This window comes from Micromonospora sp. NPDC005553 (assembly GCF_042871765.1).
Classification (GTDB): domain Bacteria; phylum Actinomycetota; class Actinomycetes; order Mycobacteriales; family Micromonosporaceae; genus Micromonospora.
Window position 1 is genome coordinate 524,723 of the sequence record NZ_JBIAJD010000004.1, and the last position, 23,873, is coordinate 548,595.

A 23,873-nucleotide genomic window follows, 5' to 3' on the forward strand; every position below is an offset into this window, starting at 1 on the left:
GCCGCCGGGCTGAACCGGAGGCGTCGGCGCCGACCTCAGCGGTCGACGGTGGTCAGGGCCGGGTGCCCTGGCCGCCGGTGTGCGGGAGCCGCTCGGTGGGGATGACGCCGAGGCGGCCGGCCTGGAAGTCCTCGAACGCCTTTAGCAGTTCGTCCCGGGTGTTCATCACGAACGGGCCGTACTGTGCCACCGGCTCCCGGATCGGCTGACCACCCATGATGTAGAGGTCCAGTGCCGGCGTGTTGCTGTCCTGCGAGGTGTCGGCGCTGAACCGCAGCGCGTCACCCGGGCCGTGCACAGCGAGCTGGCCGGTACGCACCGGCCGCCGGTCGGTGCCGACCGTGCCGCGACCGCCCAGCACGTACACCAGGGCGTTGAAGTCGGGCCGCCAGGGCAGGTCGACCTGCGCGCCCGGCTGCACTGTGACGTGCGTGATGGTGATCGGGGTGAAGGTCGAACCCGGGCCGCGGTGCCCGGCGACCTCGCCGGCGATGACCCGGATCAGCGCGCCGCCGTCGGGCGTGGTGAGCAGCGCTGACTCTCGACCCCGGATGTCCTGGTAGCGGGGCGGGTTCATCTTGGCCGAGCGGGGCAGGTTGACCCACAGTTGGGTGCCGTGGAAGAGCCCGCCGCTCACCACCAGGTGCTCCGGCGGTGCCTCGATGTGCAGCAGGCCGCTGCCCGCCGTCATCCACTGGGTGTCGCCGTCGGTGATGGTGCCGCCACCGCCGTTGGAGTCCTGGTGGTCGAAGACGCCGTCGATGATGTACGTGACGGTCTCGAAGCCGCGGTGCGGGTGCCACGGGGTGCCCTTGGGCTCGCCCGGCGCGTAGTCGACCTCGCCCATCTGGTCGAGGTGGATGAACGGGTCCAGGTCGGTGGTCGACACCCCGGCGAAGGCGCGACGGACCGGGAAGCCCTCACCCTCGAAGCCGCTGGGCGCCGTGGTCACCGTGCGGACCGGACGGATCGTGGTGGCCTCGTCGAGCTGGGGCAGGCGGGGAAGGACGAGAACGTTGTCGACGGTGATCGCGGGCATGTCGAGGCTCCTAGCGTGAGGCGGGGGTGGTCGAGCTGGCCCGCGATGCCCGCAGGCGCTCGCCGAGCCGGTCGAAGACCCGGGTGAGGCAGGCGACCTCGGCATCGTCGAGGTCGTCCATGAGATGGGTACGCACCGACGCCAGATGGTGGGGTGCGGCTTCTCGCAGGGCGAGCAGCCCGGCGGCGGTGAGGACCGCCTCGCTGCCGCGCCGGTCGTCCGGGCAGGGCTCCTTGCTGACCAGGCCACGACGCTGCATGGAGGAGACCTGATAGGTGAGGCGGCTGGGCGAGAAGATCAGCCGGCTGGCCAGCTCGCCCATCCGTAGCCGCTGCCCGGGTGCCTCGGAGAGCAGGACCAGCACGTGGTAGTCGGCGAAGCTGAGATCGCTGGCGACCCGCAGATCCTCTTCCAACTGCGTGTAGAGACGCTGGCTGGCCTCGATGTAGGCGCGCCAGGCGGCCTCTCGGGTGCTGTCCAGGCTCTCGGTCATGCCCATGACGGTAGCACTCTTTCAAATTTGAATAACATCGTTTGAGCGTTACTTGGCTCACTTCCACGGGTGCTGACCGTCAGTTCATGCAGCTTTGAAATAAAGCCGCGTGAAACGAGCGGCGCCCAGGCCGTCGGTTGTGCCAGACTCCGGCCTCGTGGAACACGTGGAACTCTCCGCCGCCGACCTGTTGCTGCGCCCATGGCGGGACGAGGACGCCCCGGCGGTGCGCGACGCCCTCCGGGACCCGGCGATCGCCCAGTGGAACCCGCAGGCTGGCGGCCCGATCGACGACGAGGTCGCACTGCTCTGGGTGCGTCGCCGGGCCGACTGGTCCACCGGCGGCCACGCCTCGATGGCGGTCACCGCGGCGGCCGACGGCGAACTGCTCGGCTCGGTGTCGCTTCATCACATCCAGCACGACGAAGCGTCCATCGGCTACTGGACGGTGCCCGCGGCGCGGGGGCGTGGGGTGGCGGTGCGCGCCGTCGTCCGGCTCACCGAGTGGGCGTTCGCGGATCTCGGGCTGCACCGGGTGGAGTTGTGTCACGCGGCGGCCAATCCGGCGTCCTGCCGGGTCGCCGAGCGTGCCGGCTACCCGCCCGAGGGCACCCTGCGCGAGTCGTACCGCTACGGCGACGGCCGCCGCTACGACGAGCACCTGCACGCCCGCCTGGCCACCGACCGCTGACCGCAGGCGGGCCGGGTCCGAACTCGCTTCAGCCCCGGCCGCGCCGTTCGCCTCGACCCGTCACTCGGTGACCTTGCGGAGGAACGTCGCGAGGGCGCTCCTGACGCGGTCGATCCTCTCCGGCAGGGGCAGCGGCTCGGGCGCGGGAGGCCCGGCGTGCTTCCTGCCCCGCAGGTACAGCGAGCAGGCCAGGTCGGAGCAGAGGTAGGTGCCCACGGAGTCGCCCTGCCGCCCGCTCGGGCCGGCCTTGGGGGCGGTCATCAACGAGACGCCTCCGCCCAGGTGTGTGGTCAGGCAGAACGAGCACATGCTGTGCCGCACGCGCCCCGTCTGGTGCGTCGCGGCCCGCAGCACCACCCCGGCCAGCTTGCCGTCAATCTCGGCGACCAGGTAGGCCCGCTGCGGCGCGGACGGGTCCCGCCAGCCGAGGAAGTCGAGGTCGTCCCACGGACGCATTTCAAGATCGTTAGGTACGGTCAGCCGCTTCGCCTCGCCTCGACTGCAATTGACGAAGGACGCGCGGATGACGGATTCGGTTAGGACCAACATAGGTAGTAGCCTAGCTCTCCTAGGCAAGTGATAATTGGGGATAGGTTGGGAGTGCTGCATGGCACGTGCCGGGGTGACCGCCGAACGTCTGACGCTGGCCGCGGCCGAGCTGGCCGACGAGGTGGGCCTGGAGAACGTCACAGTCGCCGCCCTCGCACGCCACTTCGGGGTGAAGGACGCCAGCCTGTACTTCCACCTCAAGAACGCGCACGAACTACGGGTGAGAATGGCCCTGCTGGCGCTGGCGGAGCTGGCCGACCGGGTCGCCGCCGCGCTCGCCGGCCGGGCCGGCAAGGACGCGCTCGTCGCGTTCGCCAACGCGTACCGCGACTACGCGCGAGAGCACCCGGGCCGATACGCGGCCATGCAGATCGACCTCGACCCGGAGACGGCCGCCACGAGCGCGGGCGTCCGGCACGCCGAGATGACCCGGGCGATCCTGCGCGGCTACCAGCTCTCCGAGCCGGACCAGACCGACGCGGTGCGGATGATGCACAGCACGTTCCACGGGTTCGTCAGCCTGGAGAAGACCGGCGGCTTCCGGCACACCCCGCGCCCCACCGACGACTCCTGGTCGCGCACCCTGGACGCCCTCGACGCCGTCCTCACCAACTGGCCGTCGCGCTGACGGCCGAGCGGGCGGGCGGGTGCGTGACCCGGGCGGTCACCGCCCCGCGTCGGGGGTGACCGGGCGGCGCTGCGCGGTCCGCTGCCGGAGCAGGACGAATCCGAGGCCGGCCAGGAACCAGGTGGCGAGGATGGCGAGGGGTGCCACGGTGTGGGCGCCGTCGAAGTAGCCGAAGTTGTTGACGGCCCGTACGGCCGCGCCCGGTGGGAGCTTCGCCGAGATCGCCTGCGCCCAGTCCGGCAGCAGGTCGACCCCGATCGTCGCTCCGCTCGTCGCGTTGCCGATTGTCGTGAGAGTGAGGACGGCCAGGGCGATTCCGGCCGGGCCGAGCCAGGCGCCCAGGGCCTTCGTCGTGAAGGCGCTGGCGGCGGAGAGAAGGATGAGCGAGAGCGCGAGCAGCGGGAACGGGGCCGTGAGTGACCCGTAGATCGGGCCGGCGACGGTTGCCGCGATCACACCGATCACGACGGCGAAGCCGCCCATCGCGTAGAGCCGGTGGCGCAGCCGCACCTTCGCGGTCGCCGCGGTGAGCCCCTGCGCGAGGACGAACGACGAGAGGGTGACGCCGAACACCACGTAGAAGGCGGACAGCCCGCGACTGTCGTAGGTCGCCAGCGGCACGATGTCGTTCTCCTGGACGGTCGCCCCAGCCTTGCTGGCGAGACCGGCCGCGAGCTGACGCGCGGCGCCGCTCTCGCTGAACCCGCTCGCGCCGGCGTAGTCGAGTGTCAGCGTGGTGGGGGAGGTCGCGCCGAGTACGGCGACCGCGTCGCCGTGTCGTACCAGGGCCTCGCCGTCCGCGACGCTCCCGACCTCGGTGACGGCCACGGAGTCGCCGAATCCGACCTGTGCGGTGTTCGCCAGTTGCTGGCTGACCACGGCGATCGGCAGGTGGCTCGGCTGCGGGCTTCGTTGCAGTCCGACATAGACCGCTATGAACGCCGTGCCGATGATCAGCCCGGTGATCACGAGCGTTGTCCAGGCCCGGCGCTGGGTGACGACGGGTGGTGCCCCGTCGGTACGTGGTTCGGATGGCGATGTCATGGGCGCTTCCTCGGGTAGTGTGGTTTGAATGTCCAACCAAACGAACCGTAGCACCGACGGTTTGAAAACCAAACCAGAGCGGGACTCTCTCGCTGTGGCGCTCGACGCAGTCAACGACAGGTGGTCGCTGCACATCGTGCGGGCGCTCGCATTCGGCGCTTCGCGGTACACCGAGATCCTCCGGGCCGTCGGTGCACCACGGGACGTCCTCGCCGCCCGACTGCGCAAACTGACCGAGACCGGCATCCTTCGGGCTCGTGACGCCGAGAGTGGCAAGGTGGCGGGCTACGAACTCACCCAGAAGGGCAAGGACCTCGGGCAGGTGATCCTCGTGCTCAAGCGCTGGGGCGACACCTACAGCGAGGACGACGTGCCCAGGGTCGATTTCATCCACGACGTCTGCGGCCAGGTCTTCGTCGCTGACGTGCGCTGCCAGGCGTGTGGCAAACCCGCCCGGTCCGGCGAGTTCTCATTCGATCAGGAGTCCCCGGGATGCTGAGCGATCTGGAGTTGGCCGACTGGCGGGAGCGGGTGGCCCGGCTGTACCTGTCCGACGTCGACCTGGTCGGCTTCCGGGCCGGCCGCGACGAGCTCTTCGCCAACCACCCGCAGAGCCCGATCCCGGTGGCGGAGCGACCCGACTTCGCCGGGGTGCGCTACTTCCCGCCCAACCCCGAAGCCGTTGTCGAAGCGCCCCTGCGCTCGGCCAGCGGTGAGCTGCGCATCGACACCGGGGGCACGGACGGGGTGGTCGGGTACCGGCGGGTCGCGGTGGCCGAGACGCCGTGGGGGCCGCTGACCCTGTGGTGGATCGAGGCGTACGGGGGCGGGCTGTTCGTTCCGCTGCGCGACGGCACCTGCGGGCGGGACAGCTACGGGGGAGGGCGGTACCTCACCGACACGGTGAAGGGCACCTTCGGCCGGGGCGTCGAGTTGCTGCCCGGTGACCGGGTCCGGCTGGACGCCAACTACCTCTACAACCCGAGCTGCGCGTACGACGACCGCTGGGCCTGCCCGCTCGCGCCGCCGGAGAACCGGGTCGACGTGCCGCTGCGGGCCGGCGAGCTGGCGTACCACGACTGAACGACGAAGCGGCCGTCCCGGTGTGTGCCGGGACGGCCGATCGAACGTCGCTCAACGGGCGTTCGTCGCCGAGCTGGGCATCTGCATCCGACCGAGGAGCTGTCGCGCCTGGTCGGCGAGCTGCGCGTCGACGGTCACGGCGTACTGCCCGGCGCGCAGCGAGCTGGCCGAGGTGAAGTCGCGCTGCCCGCCCGTCATGGCGTGCGCCACCGCGCCGAAGACGGCACCCCAGATCGCGCCGATGACCAGCCCGACCAGGATCACCGCCAGCCAGTTGCCGACCGTGAAGATGCCGAACAACAGGCCGATGAAGAGCCCGAACCAGGCCCCGGTTCCGGCGCCGAGCAGCCCGGCTCGACCGGTGGTCATTCGCCCGAGCACCGTCTCCACCAGGGTGAGGTTGGTGCCGACGATGGCGCTGTGCTCCACCGGAAAGCGGTTGTCGGCCAGGTAGTCGACGACCCGCTGCGCGGTCGGATAGTCCGGGTACGAGCCGATCGTCACGGTCGGCGGCCCGCCCTCGGGCCCGTTGCCGTTCCCGCTCGGTGTCGACAGCCGGCCGGCCGGTCCGGATGGAAGCAGGTCGCCACCCTGTGTGCCGGGCCGCCAGTTGCCGGTCGGCCCCGAAGCTGACGTCATGAGCATCCCCCCTCGTCAGCTCCCCGGGTTCCCGCCCAGGCCGACCGGTAACGCGGTGTCCATCGCCGGGCAGGAGGGGAATGGGCGGCGACTGCCCGGGTAGCCAGCCAGGTGGAGAGCGGACAGATCAGCGACTACGGTTTCCTCGCCGACGGCCGCAGCGCGGCGCTGGTGGACGCCTCGGGCTCGGTCAACTGGTGGTGCCCGGGCCGCTTCGACGCCCCGTCGGTGTTCGGGCGGCTGCTCGACGACAACGCCGGGCACTGGTCCATCCAGCCCGAGGGCGACTACCGGGTCGAGCGCTCCTACCTCGAGGACACCCTGGTGTTGCGGACGGTCTTCCACACCGCGCACGGGGAGGTCGCGCTGACCGACGCGCTCGCCTTCGAGCCCGGCTCGCGCGGTCACGACATCGGTCTGCACTCGCCGCAGGTGCTGGTCCGTTTGGTGGAGGGCCTGTCCGGTTCGGTGCCGATGCGGGTGCACTACCGACCGCGTTTCGAGTACGGCCGCACCATCGCGTACCTGATCGAGCGGGAGGACATGCTGGAAGCCATCGCCGGGGCCGCCCGACTCACCCTGCGCGGCAGCGAGCGGTTGACCGCCGGGGACGGTGAGGCCACCGGGACGTTCACCGTCCGCGCCGGCACGAGACACACCTTCACCCTCGGGTACGCCCCGACCTACGACGCCCCGCTGCCCGAGGTGCCGGACGCCGATCGGACCATCGCCGACACCGTCGCCGGCTGGCGTTCCTGGTCGACCGGACACCCCTACGACGGGCTCTACCCCGAGGAGGTGCGACGCAGCCGGCTGGTGGTGCAGGGCATGACGTACCGGCCCAGCGGAGCGGTGGTGGCCTCGGTGACCACCTCACTACCGGAGAAACTCGGCGGGGACCGCAACTACGACTACCGCTACGTCTGGGTGCGCGACTTCAGCCTGACCCTGCGGGCGCTGTGGCGGACGGCGTGCCTGGACGAGGTGCAGCGGCAGTTCGCCTGGTTGGGCCGGGCGATGGGCCGCATCGACGACAGGCCGGTGCCCATCATGTACGGGGTGCTGGGGGAGCGGGACCTCACCGAGCACCGCCTGGAACAGCTCGCCGGCTACCGCGACAGCCCACCCGTGGTGATCGGCAACGACGCGTGGCAGCAGCGGCAGACCGACATCTTCGGCGAGGCGATGGATGCCGCCTGGTTGATGCGCGACAAGCTGGAGCCGCTGGACCCGGAGGTGCAGCACGTGCTCCGGGTGCTCGCCGACCAGGCCGAGCGGGACTGGGAGTTGCCCGACGCGGGCATGTGGGAGGAGCGCGGCGTCCAGCACCACCACGTGTCCTCGAAGGTGCAGTGCTGGGTCGCCCTGGATCGGGCGGTCCGCTTCGGTGACAGGCTCGGCGAGCCGCAGGACGTGGCCCGCTGGGCGGCCGCCCGCGACGCGGTGCGCGCGGAGGTGTTCGAGCGGGGCTGGAACGAGCGGCTCCAGTCGTACACCGGAAGTTTCGAATCCGACGGCCTGGACGCCTCGGTGCTGGTGATGCCGCTGGTCGGGTTCCTGCGGGCCGACGACCCGCGAATGCGCTCGACGATCCGGGCGGTGGAGCAGCGGCTCTCCCACGACGGCCTGCTGCGGCGCTGGGACGGTGACCCGGCGGGTTTTGTGATCTGCTCGTTCTGGCTGGTGTGCTGCCTGGCGTTGGCCGGTGAGCGGGACCGGGCGCACGAGTTGTTCCGAGGGCTGGCGGAACGGGTCAACGACCTCGGCCTGTTCGCCGAGCAGATCGACCCGCTGACCGGGGAGCAGTTGGGTAACTTCCCGCAGGCGTTCTCCCACATCGGCCTGATCAACGCCGCCGGTGTGCTGACCGACGTCGAGCGGGACCCGACGCTGCGTCAGTGCGGCATGCCCCCGGCGTACTTCTCTCCGGTGGACCGCTGAGCCGGACTTTCGCGGAGATCGTGACAACTTTCTATCTGGCGACGCGAAGTTCTATCGCTTTCCAGTGAAAGACGTTAATGTCCGGGACACCCTGCGGTGCTCCTCCAGTCGGCGGGAGCGGCACCGAGATCCCCCGGACAGCTGGAGGTCTCGTGTCCCGCACACCGCGCCGACGTCTCGTCAGCGCCACCACACTGCTCACCGTCCTGGTCACCCTCTGTCTCGTCCCGCAGGCAAGCGTTCTGCCGGCCGCCGCGTCCCCGGCCCAGGCCGCCGCCCTCGCTCCGCCCGCCACCGCCGGTTTCGAGAAGGTCGCCCTGGATGGCGGCCTGTCCATGGGCGAACCGATCGAACTGGCCGTGGCACCCGACGGCAAGGTCTTCTACATCAACCGGGGCACCAGCAGCGCCGGTGGTCAGGTCCGCCTCTACAACCCGGCGACCAGGTCCACCACAGTGGCCCTCACCCTGGCGCTGGACGCCCGCTTCGAGGACGGCCTGATCGGCATCACCCTGCACCCGAGCTTCGCGAGCAACCGCTGGGTCTACCTCTTCTACTCGCCGAAGGTCACCCCACTGGTCAACCGGATCAGCCGGTTCACCTTCAACCCGTCCACGCTGCTGCTCGATCCGAGCAGCGAGGACATGCTGATCGAGTGGCCCACCGAACGCGATCTCTGCTGCCACTCGGCCGGCTCGATGAGCTGGGACACCGCCGGCAACCTGTACTTCGCCGTCGGAGACAACACCAACTCCGGCGGCGACTCGGCCGGGATGGCCCCGATCGACGAGCGGACGAACCGCAACGCCCAGTACGACGCCCAGCGCACCTCCGGCAACACGAACGACCTGCGCGGCAAGATCAACCGGATCCACCCGGAGAACGACGGCAGCTACACCATTCCCGCCGGCAACCTCTTCGCCGCCGGCACCGCCCTGACGCGCCCCGAGATCTACGTGATGGGTGTGCGCAACCCGTACCGGATCTGGGTGGACCGCAAGGCGAACAACACCCTCTACTGGGGTGAGGTCGGCCCCGACGCCGGCACCGACCTCGCCAACCGCGGCCCGGCGGCCTACGACGAGTTCAACCGGGCCAGCGGGCCCGGCAACTACGGCTGGCCGTACTGTGGCGGCCCCAACGTCGCCTACAACGACTGGGACTTCGCCACCGCCACACCGCGTGGTTGGTTCCCCTGCGGCGGCTCGACCGGACCGGTGAACAACTCACCCCGCAACACGGGCGTCCAGCAGCTACCGCCGACGAGACCGGCACTCGTCTGGGAGCAGCACGGCGGCAGTGAGGACTGGCCGGCGCTGGACAACCCGGGCGGATGCGGATCGCCCAACCACGTCGAGGTCTACCACTACGACCCGAACCTCGTCTCGGACGTCAAGTGGCCGGCCTACTACGACAACAAGTGGCTGATCTCCGAGTACTGCCGCAACTGGATCAAGGAGGTCCAGTTCGACAACGGCAACCCGTCCACCGGGGCACCGACAGTCATCGAGCCAGTGCTCGCCGGCATGCAACTCGTCCACCCCATCGACTGGCAGTTCGGCCCGGACGGCTCGCTCTACCTGCTGGAATACGGCAGCGGCTACTTCTCCGGCGCGGTCGACGCCGGTCTCTACAAAATCAACTACGTCCAGGGTGGCCGGTCGCCGGTGGCCAAGGCCACCGTCAACCGGGACAACGGCCTGGCACCCCTCGCGGTGACCTTCTCCAGCGCCGGCAGCTCGGACCCGGACGGCGACCCGCTGAGGTACGCGTGGGACTTCACGAACAACGGCAGCACCGACTCGACCGCGGCGAACCCGTCCTTCACGTACTCCGCGAACGGCAGCTACAGCGCCCGGCTCACCGTCAACGACGGCACCGGCCGCAGCGCCACGACAGTGGTGTCGGTGGTGGTCGGCAACAACCGGCCTGTTGTCACGTTGACCGGACTGCCCGCCGGCGGACTCTTCGACTGGGAGCAGGACCTGACGGTGGGCGCCACAGCCAGTGACCCGCAGGACGGCACGCCGGCCTGCTCGGCGGTGGTCGTCCGGGCGGCGCTGGGCCACCAGGAGCACGCCCACGAGGAGGGGGAGGGGACCGGCTGCGGCGCGACCTTCAACACCGGCCCGGTGCACGCCGGCCCCGACTCCGTGCTGTTCTTCGTCCTGCGGGGCAGCTACACCGATCGCGGCGCGACCGGTTCGGTCGCACTCACCGGTGAGCAGGAGATCAGCCTCTACCCGAAACAGTGGCAGGCCGAGCACTTCGTCCAGCTCAACGGACCCAAGGTGATCGACCAGGCGGCGGCCGAGGGTGGCAAGCGGCTGGGTGACGTCCAGAGCGGCGAGAGCGTCCGGCACCACGCGGTGAGCCTCAAGGGGATCACCGGCGTCCGGGCCCGGGTCTCCTCCGGCGGCCCCGGCGGCACCCTCTCCTTCCGGTACGACTCACCGACCGGCACCGAGGTCGCCCGGATCGCGGTGCCGAACACCGGCGGCTGGGACAACTACACCGAACTGAGCGCCACCGTGACCAAACCGGACGACGGCACCCACGACCTGTACCTGGTCGTCACCGGCGGCAGCGGGGCGTTGCTGGACGTGGACAGCTACACCTTCACCGGCCCGGGCGTCGGCACCGGCGGGGCGCGCACCGGTGAGGTCAAGGCCCTCGGCAAGTGCGCGGACATCGCCTCCAGCCAGACCGCGAACGGCACCAAGGTGCAGACCTGGACCTGCAACGGCACCGCCGCCCAGCGCTGGACCCTGCCCGGCGACGGCACGGTGCGGGGCCTCGCCAAGTGCCTGGACGTGAAGGCAAGCGGCACTACCGACGGCACCCTCGTGCAGCTCTACGACTGCAACGGCACCGGGGCCCAGCAGTGGGCCACCCAGTCGGACGGCAGCCTGCGCAACCCCCAGTCCGGGCGTTGCCTGGACATCCCCAACTCGGATCTCACCGACGGACGGCAACTGCGGATCTGGACCTGCAACGGCACCGGGGCGCAACGCTGGACCCTGCCCTGACCGCCCCCTGACCGGCTCGGTACCCGTACCCGAGCGTCGATGACGCACGGGGCCGAGCGGCGGAGGCGGAGCCCGGCCGTCCACCCACGTCCCGCGGGTGGGCGGCCGGGACTCGGGGGACAATGCCGGGTATGCGGCTGGTGCTCACGGCGGACACCCACCTACCCAAGCGGGCCCGGGACCTACCCGGACCCCTCTGGGCGGCCATCGACGCGGCCGACGTGGTGGTGCACGCCGGCGACTGGGTGGACGAGGCCCTGCTCGACGCCATGACGGCGCGATCGCGCCGACTGATCGGGGTGTACGGCAACAACGACGGCCCGGCGCTGCGCGCCCGGCTGCCGGAGGTGGCCCGGGTCGAACTCGACGGCCTGCGGGTCGCGGTGGTGCACGAGACGGGCCCCCGGACCGGCCGGGAGAAGCGGTGCGCGGCTCGCTTTCCCGACGTCGACCTGCTGGTGTTCGGGCATTCGCACATCCCCTGGGACACCGAGGCGCCCGGTGGGCTACGCCTGCTCAACCCCGGCTCACCCACCGACCGCCGCTCCCAACCCCACGCCACGTACCTCACCGCCGAGGTGCGCGAGGGCAGCCTGACCGAGGTGAAGCTGCACCCCCTGCCCCGCCCCTGACCGCCACCCCACCCTCGCGCCCGTCTCCCGCGCCTGCCCCGCCCCTGCTCCCTGCTCCCTGCTCCCTGCTCCCGCGATCTTGCACTTGTCGTCGTTGTTCTGCGCCTTGCGCGCCTTTTGTCGCGACAGCAAGTGCAAGATCGCGTGGCGGGGTGCGAGCAACGCCGTTGCGGTTGGCGGGACGGGCAGTCCGGTCCGCCGATCATGGAGTTGTGGTGCCTGACTTAGGCCTTTTGCGGGCGGTTTGTCACCCACCACAACTCCATGATCGGCGAGGCAGTGCCGGCTGACGGGCGAGGTGCGGGGTTACTGGCCTCGGCCAGTTTTGGCCTGGAGTTCGTCGATTCGCTTGGACGCCTCGGCCTTGGTCAGGTCGTCCGGGAGGTCGGCGTGGGCCTCCCGGGCCAGCGTGCTCAGGTAGGACTCCTGGGCGGCGGTCGGCGGCTCGTCCCCGGTGACCCACTCGTCCGGGTCCTTGATCGCGGCGTTCTGGTCGGCCTGCTCGGTGCGGCGGTCCGTCATCATCATCACCCTTCCTTTCGAACAGGTGTGCCAGTACCCCGATCGTCGGTGGTTCATGCCCGAACGCCGCCACCTACGATCATCGGATGACGAAGGACCGGTCGAGCGTGGTGGTGGTCGGGGCGGGCATAGCCGGGGTGGCCTGTGCGGTCGAGCTGACCCGGGCCGGGGTGCCGGTGCAGGTCCGGGAGCGGGGGCACGTCTGCGGTGGCCGGATGGCCAGCAAACGCTTCCAGGGCCGCCCCGCGGACATCGGCGCCGCCTACTTCACCGCCACCGACCCGGACTTCGCCGCGCTGGTCGAGCAGTGGCGCGCCGCCGGGCTGGTCCACGAATGGACCGACACCTTCCAGGCGTACGACCGCAGTGGAAACCACGAGGTGGCCGGGCCGATGCGTTACGCCGCTCCCCGTGGGCTTCGCTCGTTGGTCGAGCACCTGGCCGGCGCGGTACCGGTGACCGTCGACCGGCTGGTGCTCACAGTGGAACCCGGCCCGGTCGTCGACGGGCAGTCGTGCGCGGCGGTCGCCCTGGCCATGCCGGGTCCGCAGGCCGCCCTGCTGCTCGACCCGGCCCTGACCGAGGCCACCCGGGTCGTACAGGAGCAACGCTGGTCGCCGTCGCTGGCCGCGGTGCTGCGCTTCCCGACCCGGCGGTGGCCGGACTTCCGGGGCGCGTTCGTCAACGAGCACCCGGTGCTCAACCTCGTCTGCGACGACGGCGACCGGCGCGGTGACGGCGCGCCGGTGCTGGTCGCGCACACCGTGCCGGAGTTCGCGGCCGGGCACCTGGCTCAACCCACCGGGGCCGGCCCGGCGATCGAACAGGCCGTCCGGGACCTGCTCGGGCTGCCTGAGCCGGCCGTCGACGTGCACGTGCACCGTTGGACGTACGCGAAGCCGACCAGCGACGCCGGCGGCGCCACCCACCACCTCGACGCCGACGGGATCGGCCTGGCCGGCGACGCGTTCGGCAAGCCCCGGGTGCAGAGCGCCTGGCGCTCCGGCCGGGACCTGGGCCGTGCGCTGGCCGCCCGCCTCGCCTGAGTCACCCCCTCAGGCGTGCCCGCTCGGCCTGAGTCACACCCTCGGGCGTGTCCGCTCGGCCTGAGTCACCCCCTCAGGCGTGCCCGCTCGGCCCGGGTCGCCCGCTCAGGCGTGCCCGGCTGCCGCGACGGGGCGAGCGTCGGCGTCCCGCTCGGCCGGGTCGGAGGTTCGCTCTCCCTCCCGGTCCAGCAGTTGCATGACCGGGGTCGCCGTGATGCCGTGCACCACGACGGAGACGAGCACCACCAGCCCGACGGTCGCCCAGAGCAGTTCGGCCTGCGGGAAGTCGGCCTTGGTGGTGGCGTACGCGAGGTAGTAGAACGAGCCGACGCCGCGGATGCCGAACAACGAGATGACCCAGTGCTCGGCCGGGCGTCCGGGAGCGTCGCGCAACGACAGCCAGCCGATCAGCGGCCGCACCAGGAACACCAGCGCCAGCCCGACGGCGGCTGCCGGCCAGGTCAGCGGGCTCAGCAGACCACCCACTATCGCGCCGCCGAGCAGCAGCAACAGCACCAGGGTGAGCAGCCGTTCGACCTGCTCGGCGAAGTCGTGCAGCACCGAGTGGAACTCGTGGGTCCGTTCGGCGGCCCGAATGGCCCGGGCGGCCACGAACACCGCCAGGAAGCCGTACCCGCCGACCACCTCCACCAGCCCGTACGCCAGGAACGTGGCGGCCAGCGCCAGGAAGCCCTCGGCGTGCCGGGCCAGCCGCAGCTCGCTGGGTGCGCGGAAGAACAGCTTGCCGAGCAACCAGCCGATGAGCAGGCCACCGCCGACGCCGACGCTGATCTTCCACAGCACGTCCACTGTGAACCACTCGGCCAACCAGTCGCTCGGGGCGAGGCTGGTCGAGGCGATGGCGATGGCCGCGTAGACGAACGGGAACGCCAGCCCGTCGTTCAGGCCGGCTTCGGAGGTCAACGCGAAGCGGACCTCGTCCTCGGAATCCTCCACGTCGGTCGGCTCGCCGACCTGCACGTCGGCGGCGAGCACCGGGTCGGTGGGCGCCAGCGCGGCGCCCAACAGCAGCGCGGCGGCCGGCACCAGCCCCGCCCACCACCAGCCGAGCAGGGCCACCGCCGCGATGCACAGGGGCATCGCGATCGCCAGCAGCCGCCAGGTGGACGACCACCGCCGCCAACTCAACGGCCGGTCGATCTTCAGCCCGGCGCCCATCAGCGCGACGATCACCCCGATCTCGGTGAGGTGGGTGGCCAGCTCCGGGTGGGCCAGGGGGTCCGGCGACGGCAGCCCGACCGGCAGCAGGAACACCAGCATGCCGAGGGCGAGGAAGGCGATCGGCATGGACAGCGGGCGGCGATCCAGCACCCTCGGCAGGATGCCCGCGAGCAGGGCTCCCAGGCCCACCAGTGCGAACGCCACATCTACCGGCTCCACGGCACCACCTTTCCGCCCGCACCCGCAAGGTGCGGGCAGGTGGTGACAGTCCTTGCCCCGCAAGGGCTCCGGCTATGCGCGTCGGTGCCGGTGGACCCGAGTGATCCTCACCGGGGTCGGGTGAGCGGCGAGTCAGCCAACTCGTGCAGCAGCGCGGCCGGGTCGTCGTACACCGCCACGGCACCCGCGCCGGCGAGCTCGCCGCGGCTGGTGCCACCGCAGGTCAGGCCCACACACGGAATGCTCAACTTGCCGGCCGCGACGACGTCCCACACCGAGTCGCCGACGAAGACCACCCGCTCGGCGGTCAACCCGGACTGCTCCAACGCGGCGACCAGGATGTCCGGTGCCGGCTTGCTCTGCTCGGCGTCCGCGGAGGAGGTGATCGTGTCGATCACGTCTTCGGCGCCCAGCGCTCGACGAAGCGCGCCCACCTCGGGTTCCGAGGCGGAGGTGGCCAGCACGACACGCAAACCCCGCTCGGCGCAGGCGCGCAACAGGTCGGCCGCCCGGGGTAGCGGCGTTAGTCGTTCCCAGTACTCGGCGTAGAGGGTGTCGTGCGCGTCGCGCAGCTTGGAGTCGGCGTCGCGGTCCCGCTCCGGGCCGAGGAGATGGTCCAGGAGTTTGTCCGATCCCATCCCGATCGAGCGGTGCACCACCGCCATCGGCACCGGCTGATCGGTCTGGCGTAACGCCTCCCACCAGCTCACCGTGTGCAGGTAGGTGGTGTCGACCAGGGTGCCGTCGACATCGAAGAGGACCCCGGCGGGCCGGTTGGTGGCCATTGGCGTCCTCCTGCCATCGGGCGGCTCAGGGCTGCGCGGCCGGCGGCGTGAGGATCTCGAACCAGACCGTGGAGCCCCGGACCGACGGGTCGGTGCCCCAGGCGTCGCTGAGCTCCTCGATCAGGCCGAGGCCGCGCCCGCGACTGCTCAACGTGTCGGTACGGGCCCGGGTCACGGTCCCCCGGGTGCCGGAATCCGCTACCGAGACGAGCAGCCGCTCGGCGCTGAGGTCGATCTCCACCCGGGCAGCCGTGCCGGCGTGCAGCAACGCGTTGGTGGTCAGCTCGCTGGTGCAGAGCACCGCCGCTCCGATCACCGACTCGGGCACCTGCCACTCGGTGAGCTGGCCGGTCAGCCAGTGTCGGACCCGGCTGGGCGCGGTCGGCTCGGCGGGCACCTCCATGCTCGCCGAACGACTCGGCCTGAGCGCGTGCTCGACCGCCAGCACGGCCACGTCGTCCTCCGTGCCGCCCGGGACCGCCGCGGTGGCCACCGCGCAGAGCGCGCGGGGGTCGCCGCTGCCGGCCTTGGCAATGGCGTCGCTCAGGGTGGCCAGCCCGGCGCTCAGGCTCTGCCGGCGACGCTCCACCACCCCGTCGCTGAACAGCAGCACTGTGTCACCGGGGCGGAACGGAACGGTCGTGGTGCCCGGCCGGCCGCCCAACCCCAGCGGCGGCCCGGCCGGGACGTCGACGTACTCGGCGTGGAACCGACCATCCGGGTCACCGCGGCGGATCAACGGCGCGGGGTGACCGGCGCTGGCCAGGGTCAGCTCCCGCCGCTCCGCGTCGATCACCCCGAACGCGACGGTGACGAACAGCTCGTGGGTGCTGGCCTCCGCGCCGAGGCTGGTCACCAGCCGATCCAGGCCGGCCAGAACAGCGTCGGGCGCCGGGTCGGCCAGGGCCAGAGCGCGCAGCGCGGCCCGGACCTGCCCCATCCGCGCGGCGGCCTGCACGTCGTGCCCGGCGACGTCGCCCAGCACCACGCCGAGCGAGCCGTCGGGCAGCAGGAACGCATCGTAGAAGTCACCGCCGGCCGCGTTGCCGTCCACGCCCGGGTCGTAGCGGGCCGCGATCCGCAACCGGGGAAGATCCGGCAGGTGCTCCGGCAACATGCTGCGCTGCAACAGTTGGGCAGTGCCGTGCTGGGTCTCGAAACGGCGGGCCCGCTCGGCGGCCTGGCCGATCAGCTCGGCGGAGGCGGCCAGCAGCGCTCGTTCGGCGGGGGACCAGGTGTGCGGAACCTGGTAGCCGACCGCCAGCCCGCCGCGGACCACCGAGGTGCCCAGCGGCAGGGCCGCCATCGCGCGGATCTTCTGGTCGTGGCGGTCCACGGCGGTGTCCCGCAGCGGCTGCCCGTCGCGCGTGAACGACGGGGCGCCGGAGCGGGCCGCCTGCACCACCGGGGCCGACCAGTCTGCCGGCGCGCGCCTCCAGAGCGGGGGGAGCCGCTCGTCGGCCTCGTCCAACAACTCGCCACGGACCCGACGCACCATGCGCCAGCCGCCGCCGCCCTCGTCGACGGCGAACGAGGCCTGGTCGGGGTCGAACGTGGTGATCGCGTACCGCAGCGCCACCCGGGCCACGTCGTCGAGGGTGAGGGTGCCGGCGAGCGCCGCGGCCACGGCGCTGAGGCTCTGCAACTGCTCGGTGACGTGGGTGGTCTCGGCCGCGACAGCCAACACGCCGACGATCTGCCCGGCGCTGTCGCGCACCGGTGAGTAGCCCCGGGTGAAGACCGCCTGCTCCACCGTCGCGGAGTGCCCACGGACCAGCGGGAGGGTGGACTCCTTCTCCAGGAAGGGTTCGCCCTGCCGGTAGCAGCGTTCGATCACCGCACCGACGCCGGGCAGCGCCCAGATCTCCGCGAACACCTCGGCGGCCGGACGACCGAGGGCGCTCGGGTGTTTGGTGCCCAGCAGTTCGGCGTAGCCGGCGTTGTAGAGCAGGACGAGGTCGTCGCCGTACGCCAGGGCCATCGGCATCGGCGAGGCGAGGACCAGCTCCACCACCGCCTGCAGGGCGACGTCCCAGTCGTCGGCCGGGCCCAGCGGGGTGTTGGCCCAGTCGTGGGCGAGCACGCCGACGGCCGGGCCGGACCCGGTGCGTCCGCCCGGACCCGGAGTTGCTGGCGTGGGGACCCGCCCGACCGTTCCTGGCATGGTCGCAGCCTAGTCGGCCGACCGGGAAAGGCGTCCGACCACGGCGGCGGGCCGTCGCCGAGTCCGTCGCGGTGGCCATTTGGGCAGTTCAGGGCCCCTGCCCGGAGGTCTGTCGGAAAAAACGCCGCGCGCTGCGCGGAGTGCCGGACCGGTTGCCGGGTATGCGCCCGGCGCAGTCCATGCGACAGGAGGGACATCATGCTGAAAACCCTCGCGGTCCGGCAGGCCGACATCGGCGATGCCATCGCCGACACCTGGAGGTCGGTGCTGCTCTTCATCCCGAAGGCAGTGGCCTTCATCGTCATCCTCGTGGTCGGCTGGCTCATCGCCAGAGCCGTCCTCAAGATCGTGGATACGGTGCTGGAACGGGTGCGCTTCGACCAGGCGGTCGAACGCGGTGGCATCAAACGGGCCCTGGAGAGAACGAAGTACGACGCCAGCGACATTCTGGCCCGACTGGCGTACTACGCCGTACTGCTGTTCACGCTGCAGTTCGCCTTCGGAGTCTGGGGGCCCAACGCGATCAGTGACCTGATCAGCGGCGTGGTGGCCTGGCTGCCGCGCGCGTTCATCGCGATCGTCATCGTGGTGGTGGCGGCCGCGATCGCCAACGCCGTCCGGGATCTGGTCACCGGGGCGTTGGGAGGGCTTTCGTACGGCAAGGTGCTGGCCGACCTGACGGCGATCTTCATCATCGCGCTGGGTGTGATCGCCGCCCTGAACCAGGTGGGTATCGCCACCACGGTGACCACTCCGGTGCTGATCGCGGTGCTCGCCACGGTGGCCGGCATCCTGATCGTCGGCGTCGGTGGTGGTCTCGTGAAGCCGATGCAGAACCGCTGGGACGGCTGGCTGGACCGGGCGGCCCGGGAGGCCCGGGCGGTGCAGCAGCAACGTCAGGCCGCGTCGGCCGGGCGTAGCGACGTGGAGCGGCAGATGGCCGACCGCGGGGGTGACCGCACCCAGGCAATGCCTCGGGTGGACGAAGCCCAGCAGTACCGCTCGTAGCGGGCGGAACGGCACGACGGGTGGGAGGGTGTTCCGCGTACGCGCGGGGTGCCCTCTCCTCGCGTGTCAGTGCTGGTCGAGTGCGCGAGCCAGCGCGCAGACCGCGACCAGCCGGGTGAGCAGCCACTCCGGCTCGCTCCAGTCCACCGCCCCGCTGGGCGGCGTCCACCCGTGCTCCAGCGCGGCGGCGCGCACCCCCTCGGCGTAGCCGGCGAGCGCCGCGGAGGTCAGCGGCGTGCGGTCGCCGTCGAGGCTGTCCCGGACGGCCGCCGCATGCTGGTCGACGAGGGCCAGCAGCCCCGGGCGCGCGGCGGCGGCGGCGAGCCCGACAGTGCCCACGGAGACGGTGAGGGCGGCCAGGGTGGACCGCGCCGAGTCGACGGCGGTACGGGAGGCGACCCGGTTGAACGGCACACGCATGGTGACCGAGGCTAACCGACCAGTGACCGCGTCGACCTCGTCCGCTCGGCGGATGTCGGCTGCACCACTGGGGCGCTCGCCGCTGACCTGGGGGATTGATCCGGCACAGACGGGGCAGCAGGAGAACGCCCAGCTTTGACCGCACCCCCCACGGAGGCACGGATGGGACAGCAGGCGGACGGACCCGACGAGCGGCACCGGCGGCCGGACGGCGTCAGCGACGCGACGGTGGCCGCGCTCGGCAAGCTCAGCGAGGCGCTGGAGTGTGTGGAGCGGGCCCGGGGGCATCTCTACTCGATGCACCAGTTGATCGGTCATGCCGACCTGATGCTCGACGACGCTGTGGAACAGTTCCAGGCCGCCGGGCATCCGCGCCTCGCCGACCGGATCGCCACCGAGTTGCGCGGCCGCAACGTCATCGCCGGACGGTGGACGTTTCAGATCGTCGAGGACTTCGACGACGGCTACCACGCGCTGTTCCGGGAGTTGGACCAGCAGGCCCGCGACGAGTTGGTGGGTGGGCGGCGCCATCTCTACGAGGCGGAGATGAAGGAACACCGCAGTAGCCGGGGCCGGCCAGGCCACGAGGCCCGGCCGGATGGCGGAGGCTAGTCGCTTGTCGCGTTGGCCGGGCGACGCCGTGCCGCGTCGTCGGCGATGATCACGGTGGCCACCATCAGCGCGACGCACAGGCTGAACAGCCACGACTCGTCGGCGACGACCCAGGCGGAAACGGGTGCCTGAAGCGCGGCCAGCAGGAAGCCGAGCCAGGCGAGTTTGCGCTGACGCGTGGAGAGGATTCCGGAGCCTTGATGCATTCCGAAATTCTTACGCGAACCGGCCGCCTTGCCGTCCTCCGATCGGCCGATTCTGGATGAGCTGTCCATTTTCTCGACCGTACGGGCACGACTTCTTTGCGCCGCGAGCGATCGGGTGCCGGCGGCGCTAGGGTGCCCCTGCGGCAGGATGGTTTCTCGTGTCCACCACGCCCGCGCGTCCCCGCGCCGCACTGCTCCTGCTGTCCTACCTGGCGTTCGTCAGTCTCGGCCTGCCCGACGGCCTGCTCGGCGTCGCCTGGCCCTCGATCCGAGGCGACTTCGACGTGCCGACCGAGGCCGTCGGGTGGGTGCTCACTGCCGGCACCGTCGGCTATCTCACCTCCAGCGTGCTGGCCGGCTTCACGCTGGCCCGGGTCGGCGTGGGCGCCCTGCTCGCCGGTAGCACCCTGCTGGCCAGCCTGGCGTTGACCGGCTACTCGGTGAGCCCCGGGCTGGCGGCGCTGGTGGGCTGTGCGCTGCTGCTGGGGCTGGGCTCCGGCGCTGTCGACTCGGGGCTCAACGCGTACGCCGCCGGGGCCTTCGGGCCCCGCCACATGAACTGGTTGCACGCCTTCTTCGGTCTCGGCGTGGCCATCGGTCCACTGATCATGACCGCGGTGCTGAGCGCCGGGCTCGCCTGGCGCTGGGGGTACGGCATCGTGGCCGCCGCCCAACTCGTCCTCGCCGCCGCGTTCGCGTTCACCGTGCGGGCCTGGCGGCGTGGCGGTCCAGCCAGCGCCGAGGCGGGTGACGCCATCCAGGGCGTGCCCGCCGCCGCGGATTCCGGGCCGGCGTCCACCGTCCAGGTCCCGGTGAGGGACACGCTGCGGCTGCCGGCGGTCTGGTCGGGGACGCTCGCCTTCGTGCTGTACGTGGCGATCGAGGTGTCCGCGGGGCTGTGGGCGTTCCTGCTGCTGACCGAGGGGCGTGGGCTCAGCGCGGCGGTGGCCGGCGGCTGCGTCTCCGCGTACTGGGGCAGTCTCTTCGTGGGCCGGGTCGTGCAGGGTCTGGTGGCCGAGCGCCTGGGGGCGGGGCTGGTGTTGCGCGTCAGCCTGGCCGGGATGGCCGTCGGCACGGCGCTGATCGCCGTTCCCGGGCCGGCGGTCCTTGCGGTGCTCGGCCTGGTCGTCGTCGGTTTCGCCGCCGCACCGGTGTTTCCGCTGCTCACCCTCACCACCGCCGAACGGGTCGGCGCGGCGCACGCGGACCGCGCCATCGGCCTCCAGATCGGCGCCGCTGGCATTGGTGCGGCGCTCGTCCCGGCCGGGCTGGGCGTGCTGATCGGCAAAACCTCGGTGGAGGTGCTGGGATCGGCCCTGCTGGTGCTCGCGTTGGCGCTGATCGCGCTCTACGAGTGGGGCGCGCGCCGGCCGGCTGCGGGACGTCCCGTGCCGGTGGTGCCCGCCCAGCCCGGAAGCGATCCTCAGACGTCGGGCCCGGTACGGCCGGTCGTGGACGGGCGGTAGGCGCGCTGCGGGTCGGTGGCCTCGCGGCTGTTGCCCTGGGCCTGTCCGTCGTGGTCCGACGCGGCCGGCCCGTGCCCGAACGCGGCCTCCTCGCCGGCGTCGTTTCCCGTCACGTCGTCGGCCTGCCCGTCGAGGCTGGAGCCCGACACGGCGCGCTCCAACTCCTCCAACGGAAGCCGCTCCTCGTCCCGCCACACCCTGATGTTGTCGTCGGTCATACCTTCAGCCGTACCCGGGCACGATGATCGCAAACGGTGCCCGCCGAGCAGGCTCGGACACGGCGATGGCCGCCGGGATACCGGCGGCCACCTCAGGTCACTGCTGCCCGGGGTCACGGCTGCGGACGGTCCACCTGCCCGCGCCACGCGCCGGTCTCCTGACCACGCCGCTCGATGTAGGTCTTGAACCGCTCCAGGTCGCCCTTGGCCCGTCGGTCGACGATGCCGAGCTTGTCGCCGGCCTGCTCGACCACGCCGTGCGGCTCGAACTCGAGCTGCAGGGTGACCCTGGTCTTGTCCTGGTCCAGTCGGTGGAAGGTCACCACGCCGGCCTGCTGCGTGCCGTCGGTCGAGCGCCAGGCGACCCGCTCGTCGGGGAGCTGTTCGGTGATCTCCGCGTCGAACTCGCGCTTCACCCCGGCGATGTCCACGGTCCAGTGGGTCATCGTGTCGGAGAGCTGCCGGACCTCCTGCACACCCTCCATGAACTGGGGGAACTCCTCGAACTGCGTCCACTGGTCGTACGCGGTGCGTACGGGTACGGACACGTCCACGTGTTCGGTAACGCCACTCATCGGGGAACCTCCTTCAGTCGCCGGTGGATTGCCGGATCGGGGGCGATCCTGGTCACCAGCGAGTTGTCTCGTTCTTGTTGCCCAGCGCCGCCCACACCTCGGAGACCGTCTGGTAGACGGTGCCCTCGGGCAGCCGTTCCAGGGCCGCCACGATGTCGTCCGGCGCCTCGTTCTCACGGGCGCTGGCAATGAGCACCAGACGGTCGCCCGGCAGCGCGCTCATCGAGATGAACCGGCCGAGCCGGCTGCGCTGCTCGACGTCCGTAGAGCTCATGCCCTGCGGGGTGCCGGTGCGCAGGTCGCCGGCCGGGGCGGTGGTCGTCTCCGGCTGGTCCTCGCCAGCCGGTTCCGGCACCCGCGACTCGTCGACTCGAGAGCCACCGGTCCCCGGCCCCTGTACGAGGCCGCTGACCTCCTGACTCATCTGTTCGTCGATCCTCGGTCCGTGCTTGCTGTTGCCACGCTCCATGCCTTCTGCGCTACCCGGCACCCCACCCGATAAACCGGCACCGGGCCACGAACCGGCCCTCGGCCCGACGGCGAAACGGACACCGGGCCGGACGGGGGCTCACTCGTCGGCGGGTTTGCGGGGCGGCAGCACCGGCTCGTCCGGGTTCGGGTCGCCGCCCTGCAACTGCCGCCCGCGCTGCACCTCGGAGTTGATCTGCACGCCCAGCATCAGTGCCGAGTTGGACAGGTAGAGCCAGACCAGGAACGCGATGGCCGCCCCGAGGCTGCCGTAGGTGGTGTTGTACGAGCCGAAGTTGGCCACGTAGAGGCCGAAGCCAAAGGAGGCCGCCGCCCAGGAGATCAGGGCCACCGCGCCACCCGGGGTGAGCCAGCGGAACCGGGGCTGGCGCACGTTCGGCGCGATCCAGAACAGCAGGGACAGCAGCGCCATCATGATCATGGCGAGGACCGGCCACTTCGCCACGCTCCACGTCGTGCGGGCCAGGCCGCCGGCGTTGACCAGGTCGCCGACCGCATCGGTGACCGGCCCACTGACGATCAGGGCGAGGGCGACCACAGCGAGCAGCACCAACGTGATCGCCGCCAGGCCGATCTGCAGCGGCCGGAGCTTCCAGACCGGGCGGCCCTCGGTCACCCCGTAGACGGCATTGGAGGCGCGGGTGAACGCGCCGATGAAGCCCGACGCGGACCACAGCGCGCCGAGCAGACCGAAGCTGAGCAGAAGCTTCGGGTTGCTCTGCTCCAGCACCACGGAACGGATCACCTTCAGCACGCCGCCCTCGTCGTCGCTGAGCACCGCTCCGGCACCGACCTGGTTGGCCAGGTCGACCACGGTGTCCAGGGTCCGCTCGCCGTCGGAGACCAGGCCGACCAGCGCCACCACCACGATGGCGGACGGGAAGAGCGCCAGGACGCCGTAGTAGGTCAGCGCGGCGGCCCAGTCGGAGCAGTTGTCGTTGACGAAGTTCTGCACGCTGCGGACCAGCACTCCGCGCCAGGTACGCCAGCTCAGCTGCCGCATCCGTCGGGGCACCCGGGTGTGCTGTGTGCCGTCGAGCGTCGTACCCGGCTCCGTGGTCGTCATGCCCGCTCCCTGCGCCCCGGCCGCCGGATGACCGGTCGTCCGGTCTGGCCTGGCCCGCCGGTACCCGGTTGGTGAAATCGACAAACCCGCCCGGTGCCCGACCGCCGCCGCTATGGTTTGCCGCCCG

The 23,873-nt window shown here is 71.3% G+C and carries 26 protein-coding genes; 11 read left to right on the forward strand and 15 right to left on the reverse strand.

What is annotated here, in order from left to right; genetic code table 11:
* Positions 1-52: 52 nt before the first annotated feature.
* On the reverse strand, positions 53-1,039 hold the full coding sequence (locus ACFYPG_RS19470) for a pirin family protein (protein ID WP_355007202.1): 987 nt from the start codon (positions 1,037-1,039) through the stop codon (positions 53-55).
* Positions 1,040-1,049: 10 nt separating this feature from the next.
* On the reverse strand, positions 1,050-1,532 hold the full coding sequence (locus tag ACFYPG_RS19475; RefSeq protein WP_355007203.1) for a MarR family transcriptional regulator: 483 nt from the start codon (positions 1,530-1,532) through the stop codon (positions 1,050-1,052).
* A gap of 157 nt (positions 1,533-1,689) precedes the next feature.
* Between ACFYPG_RS19475 and ACFYPG_RS19480 the strand changes: the two genes are divergently transcribed.
* Positions 1,690-2,223 (forward strand): GNAT family protein, encoded by a 534-nt coding sequence (locus tag ACFYPG_RS19480; protein ID WP_355007204.1) that lies wholly within the window; start codon positions 1,690-1,692, stop codon positions 2,221-2,223.
* A 60-nt stretch (positions 2,224-2,283) separates the two neighbouring features.
* Here ACFYPG_RS19480 and ACFYPG_RS19485 read toward each other — a convergent pair whose 3' ends face one another.
* The gene (locus ACFYPG_RS19485) at positions 2,284-2,832 is read right to left on the reverse strand and encodes an FBP domain-containing protein (RefSeq protein WP_387353212.1); all 549 of its coding nucleotides are present in this window, start codon (positions 2,830-2,832) and stop codon (positions 2,284-2,286) included.
* On the opposite strand from ACFYPG_RS19485, the gene ACFYPG_RS19490 reads away from it, so the two are divergent.
* Complete coding sequence (locus ACFYPG_RS19490; RefSeq protein WP_387353214.1) at positions 2,831-3,400, forward strand: TetR/AcrR family transcriptional regulator; 570 nt, start codon at positions 2,831-2,833, stop codon at positions 3,398-3,400. The genes ACFYPG_RS19485 and ACFYPG_RS19490 overlap by 2 nt on opposite strands.
* A 36-nt stretch (positions 3,401-3,436) precedes the next feature.
* Here the strand turns inward: ACFYPG_RS19490 and ACFYPG_RS19495 are convergent, their stop codons facing one another.
* The gene (locus tag ACFYPG_RS19495) at positions 3,437-4,444 is read right to left on the reverse strand and encodes a hypothetical protein (protein WP_387353215.1); all 1,008 of its coding nucleotides are present in this window, start codon (positions 4,442-4,444) and stop codon (positions 3,437-3,439) included.
* Positions 4,445-4,538: 94 nt separating this feature from the next.
* On the opposite strand from ACFYPG_RS19495, the gene ACFYPG_RS19500 reads away from it, so the two are divergent.
* Together ACFYPG_RS19500 and ACFYPG_RS19505 are read left to right on the forward strand one after the other, a co-directional pair.
* Entirely contained in the window at positions 4,539-4,943 is a 405-nt protein-coding gene (locus tag ACFYPG_RS19500) for a helix-turn-helix domain-containing protein (protein WP_355007208.1), read from the forward strand.
* The gene (locus tag ACFYPG_RS19505) at positions 4,940-5,527 is read left to right on the forward strand and encodes a DUF1684 domain-containing protein (RefSeq protein ID WP_387353455.1); all 588 of its coding nucleotides are present in this window, start codon (positions 4,940-4,942) and stop codon (positions 5,525-5,527) included. The genes ACFYPG_RS19500 and ACFYPG_RS19505 overlap by 4 nt, the downstream gene beginning before the upstream one ends.
* A 51-nt stretch (positions 5,528-5,578) precedes the next feature.
* Here ACFYPG_RS19505 and ACFYPG_RS19510 read toward each other — a convergent pair whose 3' ends face one another.
* Positions 5,579-6,166: a general stress protein gene (locus ACFYPG_RS19510; RefSeq protein ID WP_387353217.1), complete on the reverse strand. Its 588-nt coding sequence runs from the start codon at positions 6,164-6,166 to the stop codon at positions 5,579-5,581.
* A gap of 111 nt (positions 6,167-6,277) precedes the next feature.
* Between ACFYPG_RS19510 and ACFYPG_RS19515 the strand changes: the two genes are divergently transcribed.
* From ACFYPG_RS19515 to ACFYPG_RS19525, 3 genes are all read left to right on the forward strand, one after another.
* The gene (locus ACFYPG_RS19515) at positions 6,278-8,107 is read left to right on the forward strand and encodes a glycoside hydrolase family 15 protein (protein WP_387353218.1); all 1,830 of its coding nucleotides are present in this window, start codon (positions 6,278-6,280) and stop codon (positions 8,105-8,107) included.
* 152 nt (positions 8,108-8,259) lie between these two features.
* Positions 8,260-11,136 carry a ricin-type beta-trefoil lectin domain protein gene (locus ACFYPG_RS19520; protein WP_387353220.1) on the forward strand — a complete coding sequence of 959 codons (2,877 nt, stop codon included), beginning with the start codon at positions 8,260-8,262 and terminating at the stop codon, positions 11,134-11,136.
* 131 nt (positions 11,137-11,267) lie between these two features.
* Positions 11,268-11,768, forward strand: a complete 501-nt coding sequence (locus ACFYPG_RS19525; protein WP_387353222.1) for a metallophosphoesterase family protein — start codon at positions 11,268-11,270, stop codon at positions 11,766-11,768.
* A gap of 306 nt (positions 11,769-12,074) precedes the next feature.
* On the opposite strand, the gene ACFYPG_RS19530 is transcribed toward ACFYPG_RS19525, so the two are convergent.
* Positions 12,075-12,293 carry a DUF3072 domain-containing protein gene (locus tag ACFYPG_RS19530; RefSeq protein WP_357840949.1) on the reverse strand — a complete coding sequence of 73 codons (219 nt, stop codon included), beginning with the start codon at positions 12,291-12,293 and terminating at the stop codon, positions 12,075-12,077.
* A gap of 104 nt (positions 12,294-12,397) precedes the next feature.
* On the opposite strand from ACFYPG_RS19530, the gene ACFYPG_RS19535 reads away from it, so the two are divergent.
* Complete coding sequence (locus ACFYPG_RS19535) at positions 12,398-13,336, forward strand: NAD(P)/FAD-dependent oxidoreductase (protein WP_387353457.1); 939 nt, start codon at positions 12,398-12,400, stop codon at positions 13,334-13,336.
* Between the two features lie 105 nt (positions 13,337-13,441).
* Here the strand turns inward: ACFYPG_RS19535 and ACFYPG_RS19540 are convergent, their stop codons facing one another.
* From ACFYPG_RS19540 to ACFYPG_RS19550, 3 genes are all read right to left on the reverse strand, one after another.
* Entirely contained in the window at positions 13,442-14,737 is a 1,296-nt protein-coding gene (locus ACFYPG_RS19540) for a cation:proton antiporter (RefSeq protein WP_387353223.1), read from the reverse strand.
* A 107-nt stretch (positions 14,738-14,844) separates the two neighbouring features.
* Positions 14,845-15,522 carry an HAD family hydrolase gene (locus ACFYPG_RS19545; RefSeq protein ID WP_387353225.1) on the reverse strand — a complete coding sequence of 226 codons (678 nt, stop codon included), beginning with the start codon at positions 15,520-15,522 and terminating at the stop codon, positions 14,845-14,847.
* 25 nt (positions 15,523-15,547) lie between these two features.
* The gene (locus ACFYPG_RS19550) at positions 15,548-17,686 is read right to left on the reverse strand and encodes a SpoIIE family protein phosphatase (RefSeq protein WP_387353227.1); all 2,139 of its coding nucleotides are present in this window, start codon (positions 17,684-17,686) and stop codon (positions 15,548-15,550) included.
* 198 nt (positions 17,687-17,884) lie between these two features.
* Between ACFYPG_RS19550 and ACFYPG_RS19555 the strand changes: the two genes are divergently transcribed.
* Complete coding sequence (locus ACFYPG_RS19555; protein WP_387353229.1) at positions 17,885-18,694, forward strand: hypothetical protein; 810 nt, start codon at positions 17,885-17,887, stop codon at positions 18,692-18,694.
* 66 nt (positions 18,695-18,760) lie between these two features.
* On the opposite strand, the gene ACFYPG_RS19560 is transcribed toward ACFYPG_RS19555, so the two are convergent.
* Positions 18,761-19,114 carry a DUF6401 family natural product biosynthesis protein gene (locus ACFYPG_RS19560; protein WP_387353231.1) on the reverse strand — a complete coding sequence of 118 codons (354 nt, stop codon included), beginning with the start codon at positions 19,112-19,114 and terminating at the stop codon, positions 18,761-18,763.
* Between the two features lie 162 nt (positions 19,115-19,276).
* Here ACFYPG_RS19560 and ACFYPG_RS19565 point away from each other — a divergent pair, with 162 nt between their 5' ends.
* Positions 19,277-19,726 (forward strand): hypothetical protein, encoded by a 450-nt coding sequence (locus tag ACFYPG_RS19565; RefSeq protein WP_355007218.1) that lies wholly within the window; start codon positions 19,277-19,279, stop codon positions 19,724-19,726.
* On the opposite strand, the gene ACFYPG_RS19570 is transcribed toward ACFYPG_RS19565, so the two are convergent.
* The gene (locus tag ACFYPG_RS19570) at positions 19,723-19,932 is read right to left on the reverse strand and encodes a hypothetical protein (protein WP_387353233.1); all 210 of its coding nucleotides are present in this window, start codon (positions 19,930-19,932) and stop codon (positions 19,723-19,725) included. The two genes, ACFYPG_RS19565 and ACFYPG_RS19570, sit on opposite strands and share 4 nt — an antisense overlap.
* A 158-nt stretch (positions 19,933-20,090) precedes the next feature.
* On the opposite strand from ACFYPG_RS19570, the gene ACFYPG_RS19575 reads away from it, so the two are divergent.
* Positions 20,091-21,398, forward strand: a complete 1,308-nt coding sequence (locus tag ACFYPG_RS19575; protein ID WP_355007220.1) for an MFS transporter — start codon at positions 20,091-20,093, stop codon at positions 21,396-21,398.
* On the opposite strand, the gene ACFYPG_RS19580 is transcribed toward ACFYPG_RS19575, so the two are convergent.
* The 4 genes from ACFYPG_RS19580 to ACFYPG_RS19595 all read right to left on the reverse strand — a co-directional run bounded on the left by ACFYPG_RS19580 (position 21,356) and on the right by ACFYPG_RS19595 (position 23,746).
* Complete coding sequence (locus tag ACFYPG_RS19580; RefSeq protein ID WP_355007221.1) at positions 21,356-21,616, reverse strand: hypothetical protein; 261 nt, start codon at positions 21,614-21,616, stop codon at positions 21,356-21,358. The genes ACFYPG_RS19575 and ACFYPG_RS19580 overlap by 43 nt on opposite strands.
* Positions 21,617-21,729: 113 nt before the next feature.
* A complete protein-coding gene (locus ACFYPG_RS19585; protein ID WP_091401658.1) occupies positions 21,730-22,191 on the reverse strand; it encodes an SRPBCC family protein in 462 nt (153 codons plus the stop codon).
* 52 nt (positions 22,192-22,243) lie between these two features.
* Positions 22,244-22,660, reverse strand: a complete 417-nt coding sequence (locus tag ACFYPG_RS19590; RefSeq protein ID WP_088947320.1) for a DUF2795 domain-containing protein — start codon at positions 22,658-22,660, stop codon at positions 22,244-22,246.
* 99 nt (positions 22,661-22,759) lie between these two features.
* Positions 22,760-23,746, reverse strand: coding sequence for a YihY/virulence factor BrkB family protein (locus ACFYPG_RS19595; protein WP_387353236.1), 987 nt, complete (start codon positions 23,744-23,746; stop codon positions 22,760-22,762).
* Positions 23,747-23,873: the final 127 nt, after the last annotated feature.

Bases quoted from the DNA above. Each gene is read 5' to 3' on its own strand.
- ACFYPG_RS19530 (WP_357840949.1), bottom strand. From the start codon at position 12,293: ATGATGACGGACCGCCGCACCGAGCAGGCCGACCAGAACGCCGCGATC.
- ACFYPG_RS19495 (WP_387353215.1), bottom strand. From the start codon at position 4,444: ATGACATCGCCATCCGAACCACGTACCGACGGGGCACCACCCGTCGTC.
- ACFYPG_RS19590 (WP_088947320.1), bottom strand. From the start codon at position 22,660: ATGGAGCGTGGCAACAGCAAGCACGGACCGAGGATCGACGAACAGATG.
- ACFYPG_RS19570 (WP_387353233.1), bottom strand. From the start codon at position 19,932: ATGCATCAAGGCTCCGGAATCCTCTCCACGCGTCAGCGCAAACTCGCC.
- ACFYPG_RS19470 (WP_355007202.1), bottom strand. From the start codon at position 1,039: ATGCCCGCGATCACCGTCGACAACGTTCTCGTCCTTCCCCGCCTGCCC.
- ACFYPG_RS19585 (WP_091401658.1), bottom strand. From the start codon at position 22,191: ATGAGTGGCGTTACCGAACACGTGGACGTGTCCGTACCCGTACGCACC.
- ACFYPG_RS19490 (WP_387353214.1), top strand. From the start codon at position 2,831: ATGGCACGTGCCGGGGTGACCGCCGAACGTCTGACGCTGGCCGCGGCC.
- ACFYPG_RS19525 (WP_387353222.1), top strand. From the start codon at position 11,268: ATGCGGCTGGTGCTCACGGCGGACACCCACCTACCCAAGCGGGCCCGG.
- ACFYPG_RS19560 (WP_387353231.1), bottom strand. From the start codon at position 19,114: ATGCGTGTGCCGTTCAACCGGGTCGCCTCCCGTACCGCCGTCGACTCG.
- ACFYPG_RS19510 (WP_387353217.1), bottom strand. From the start codon at position 6,166: ATGACGTCAGCTTCGGGGCCGACCGGCAACTGGCGGCCCGGCACACAG.
- ACFYPG_RS19550 (WP_387353227.1), bottom strand. From the start codon at position 17,686: ATGCCAGGAACGGTCGGGCGGGTCCCCACGCCAGCAACTCCGGGTCCG.
- ACFYPG_RS19595 (WP_387353236.1), bottom strand. From the start codon at position 23,746: ATGACGACCACGGAGCCGGGTACGACGCTCGACGGCACACAGCACACC.
- ACFYPG_RS19580 (WP_355007221.1), bottom strand. From the start codon at position 21,616: ATGACCGACGACAACATCAGGGTGTGGCGGGACGAGGAGCGGCTTCCG.
- ACFYPG_RS19545 (WP_387353225.1), bottom strand. From the start codon at position 15,522: ATGGCCACCAACCGGCCCGCCGGGGTCCTCTTCGATGTCGACGGCACC.
- ACFYPG_RS19565 (WP_355007218.1), top strand. From the start codon at position 19,277: ATGGGACAGCAGGCGGACGGACCCGACGAGCGGCACCGGCGGCCGGAC.
- ACFYPG_RS19555 (WP_387353229.1), top strand. From the start codon at position 17,885: ATGCTGAAAACCCTCGCGGTCCGGCAGGCCGACATCGGCGATGCCATC.
- ACFYPG_RS19485 (WP_387353212.1), bottom strand. From the start codon at position 2,832: ATGCAGCACTCCCAACCTATCCCCAATTATCACTTGCCTAGGAGAGCT.
- ACFYPG_RS19475 (WP_355007203.1), bottom strand. From the start codon at position 1,532: ATGACCGAGAGCCTGGACAGCACCCGAGAGGCCGCCTGGCGCGCCTAC.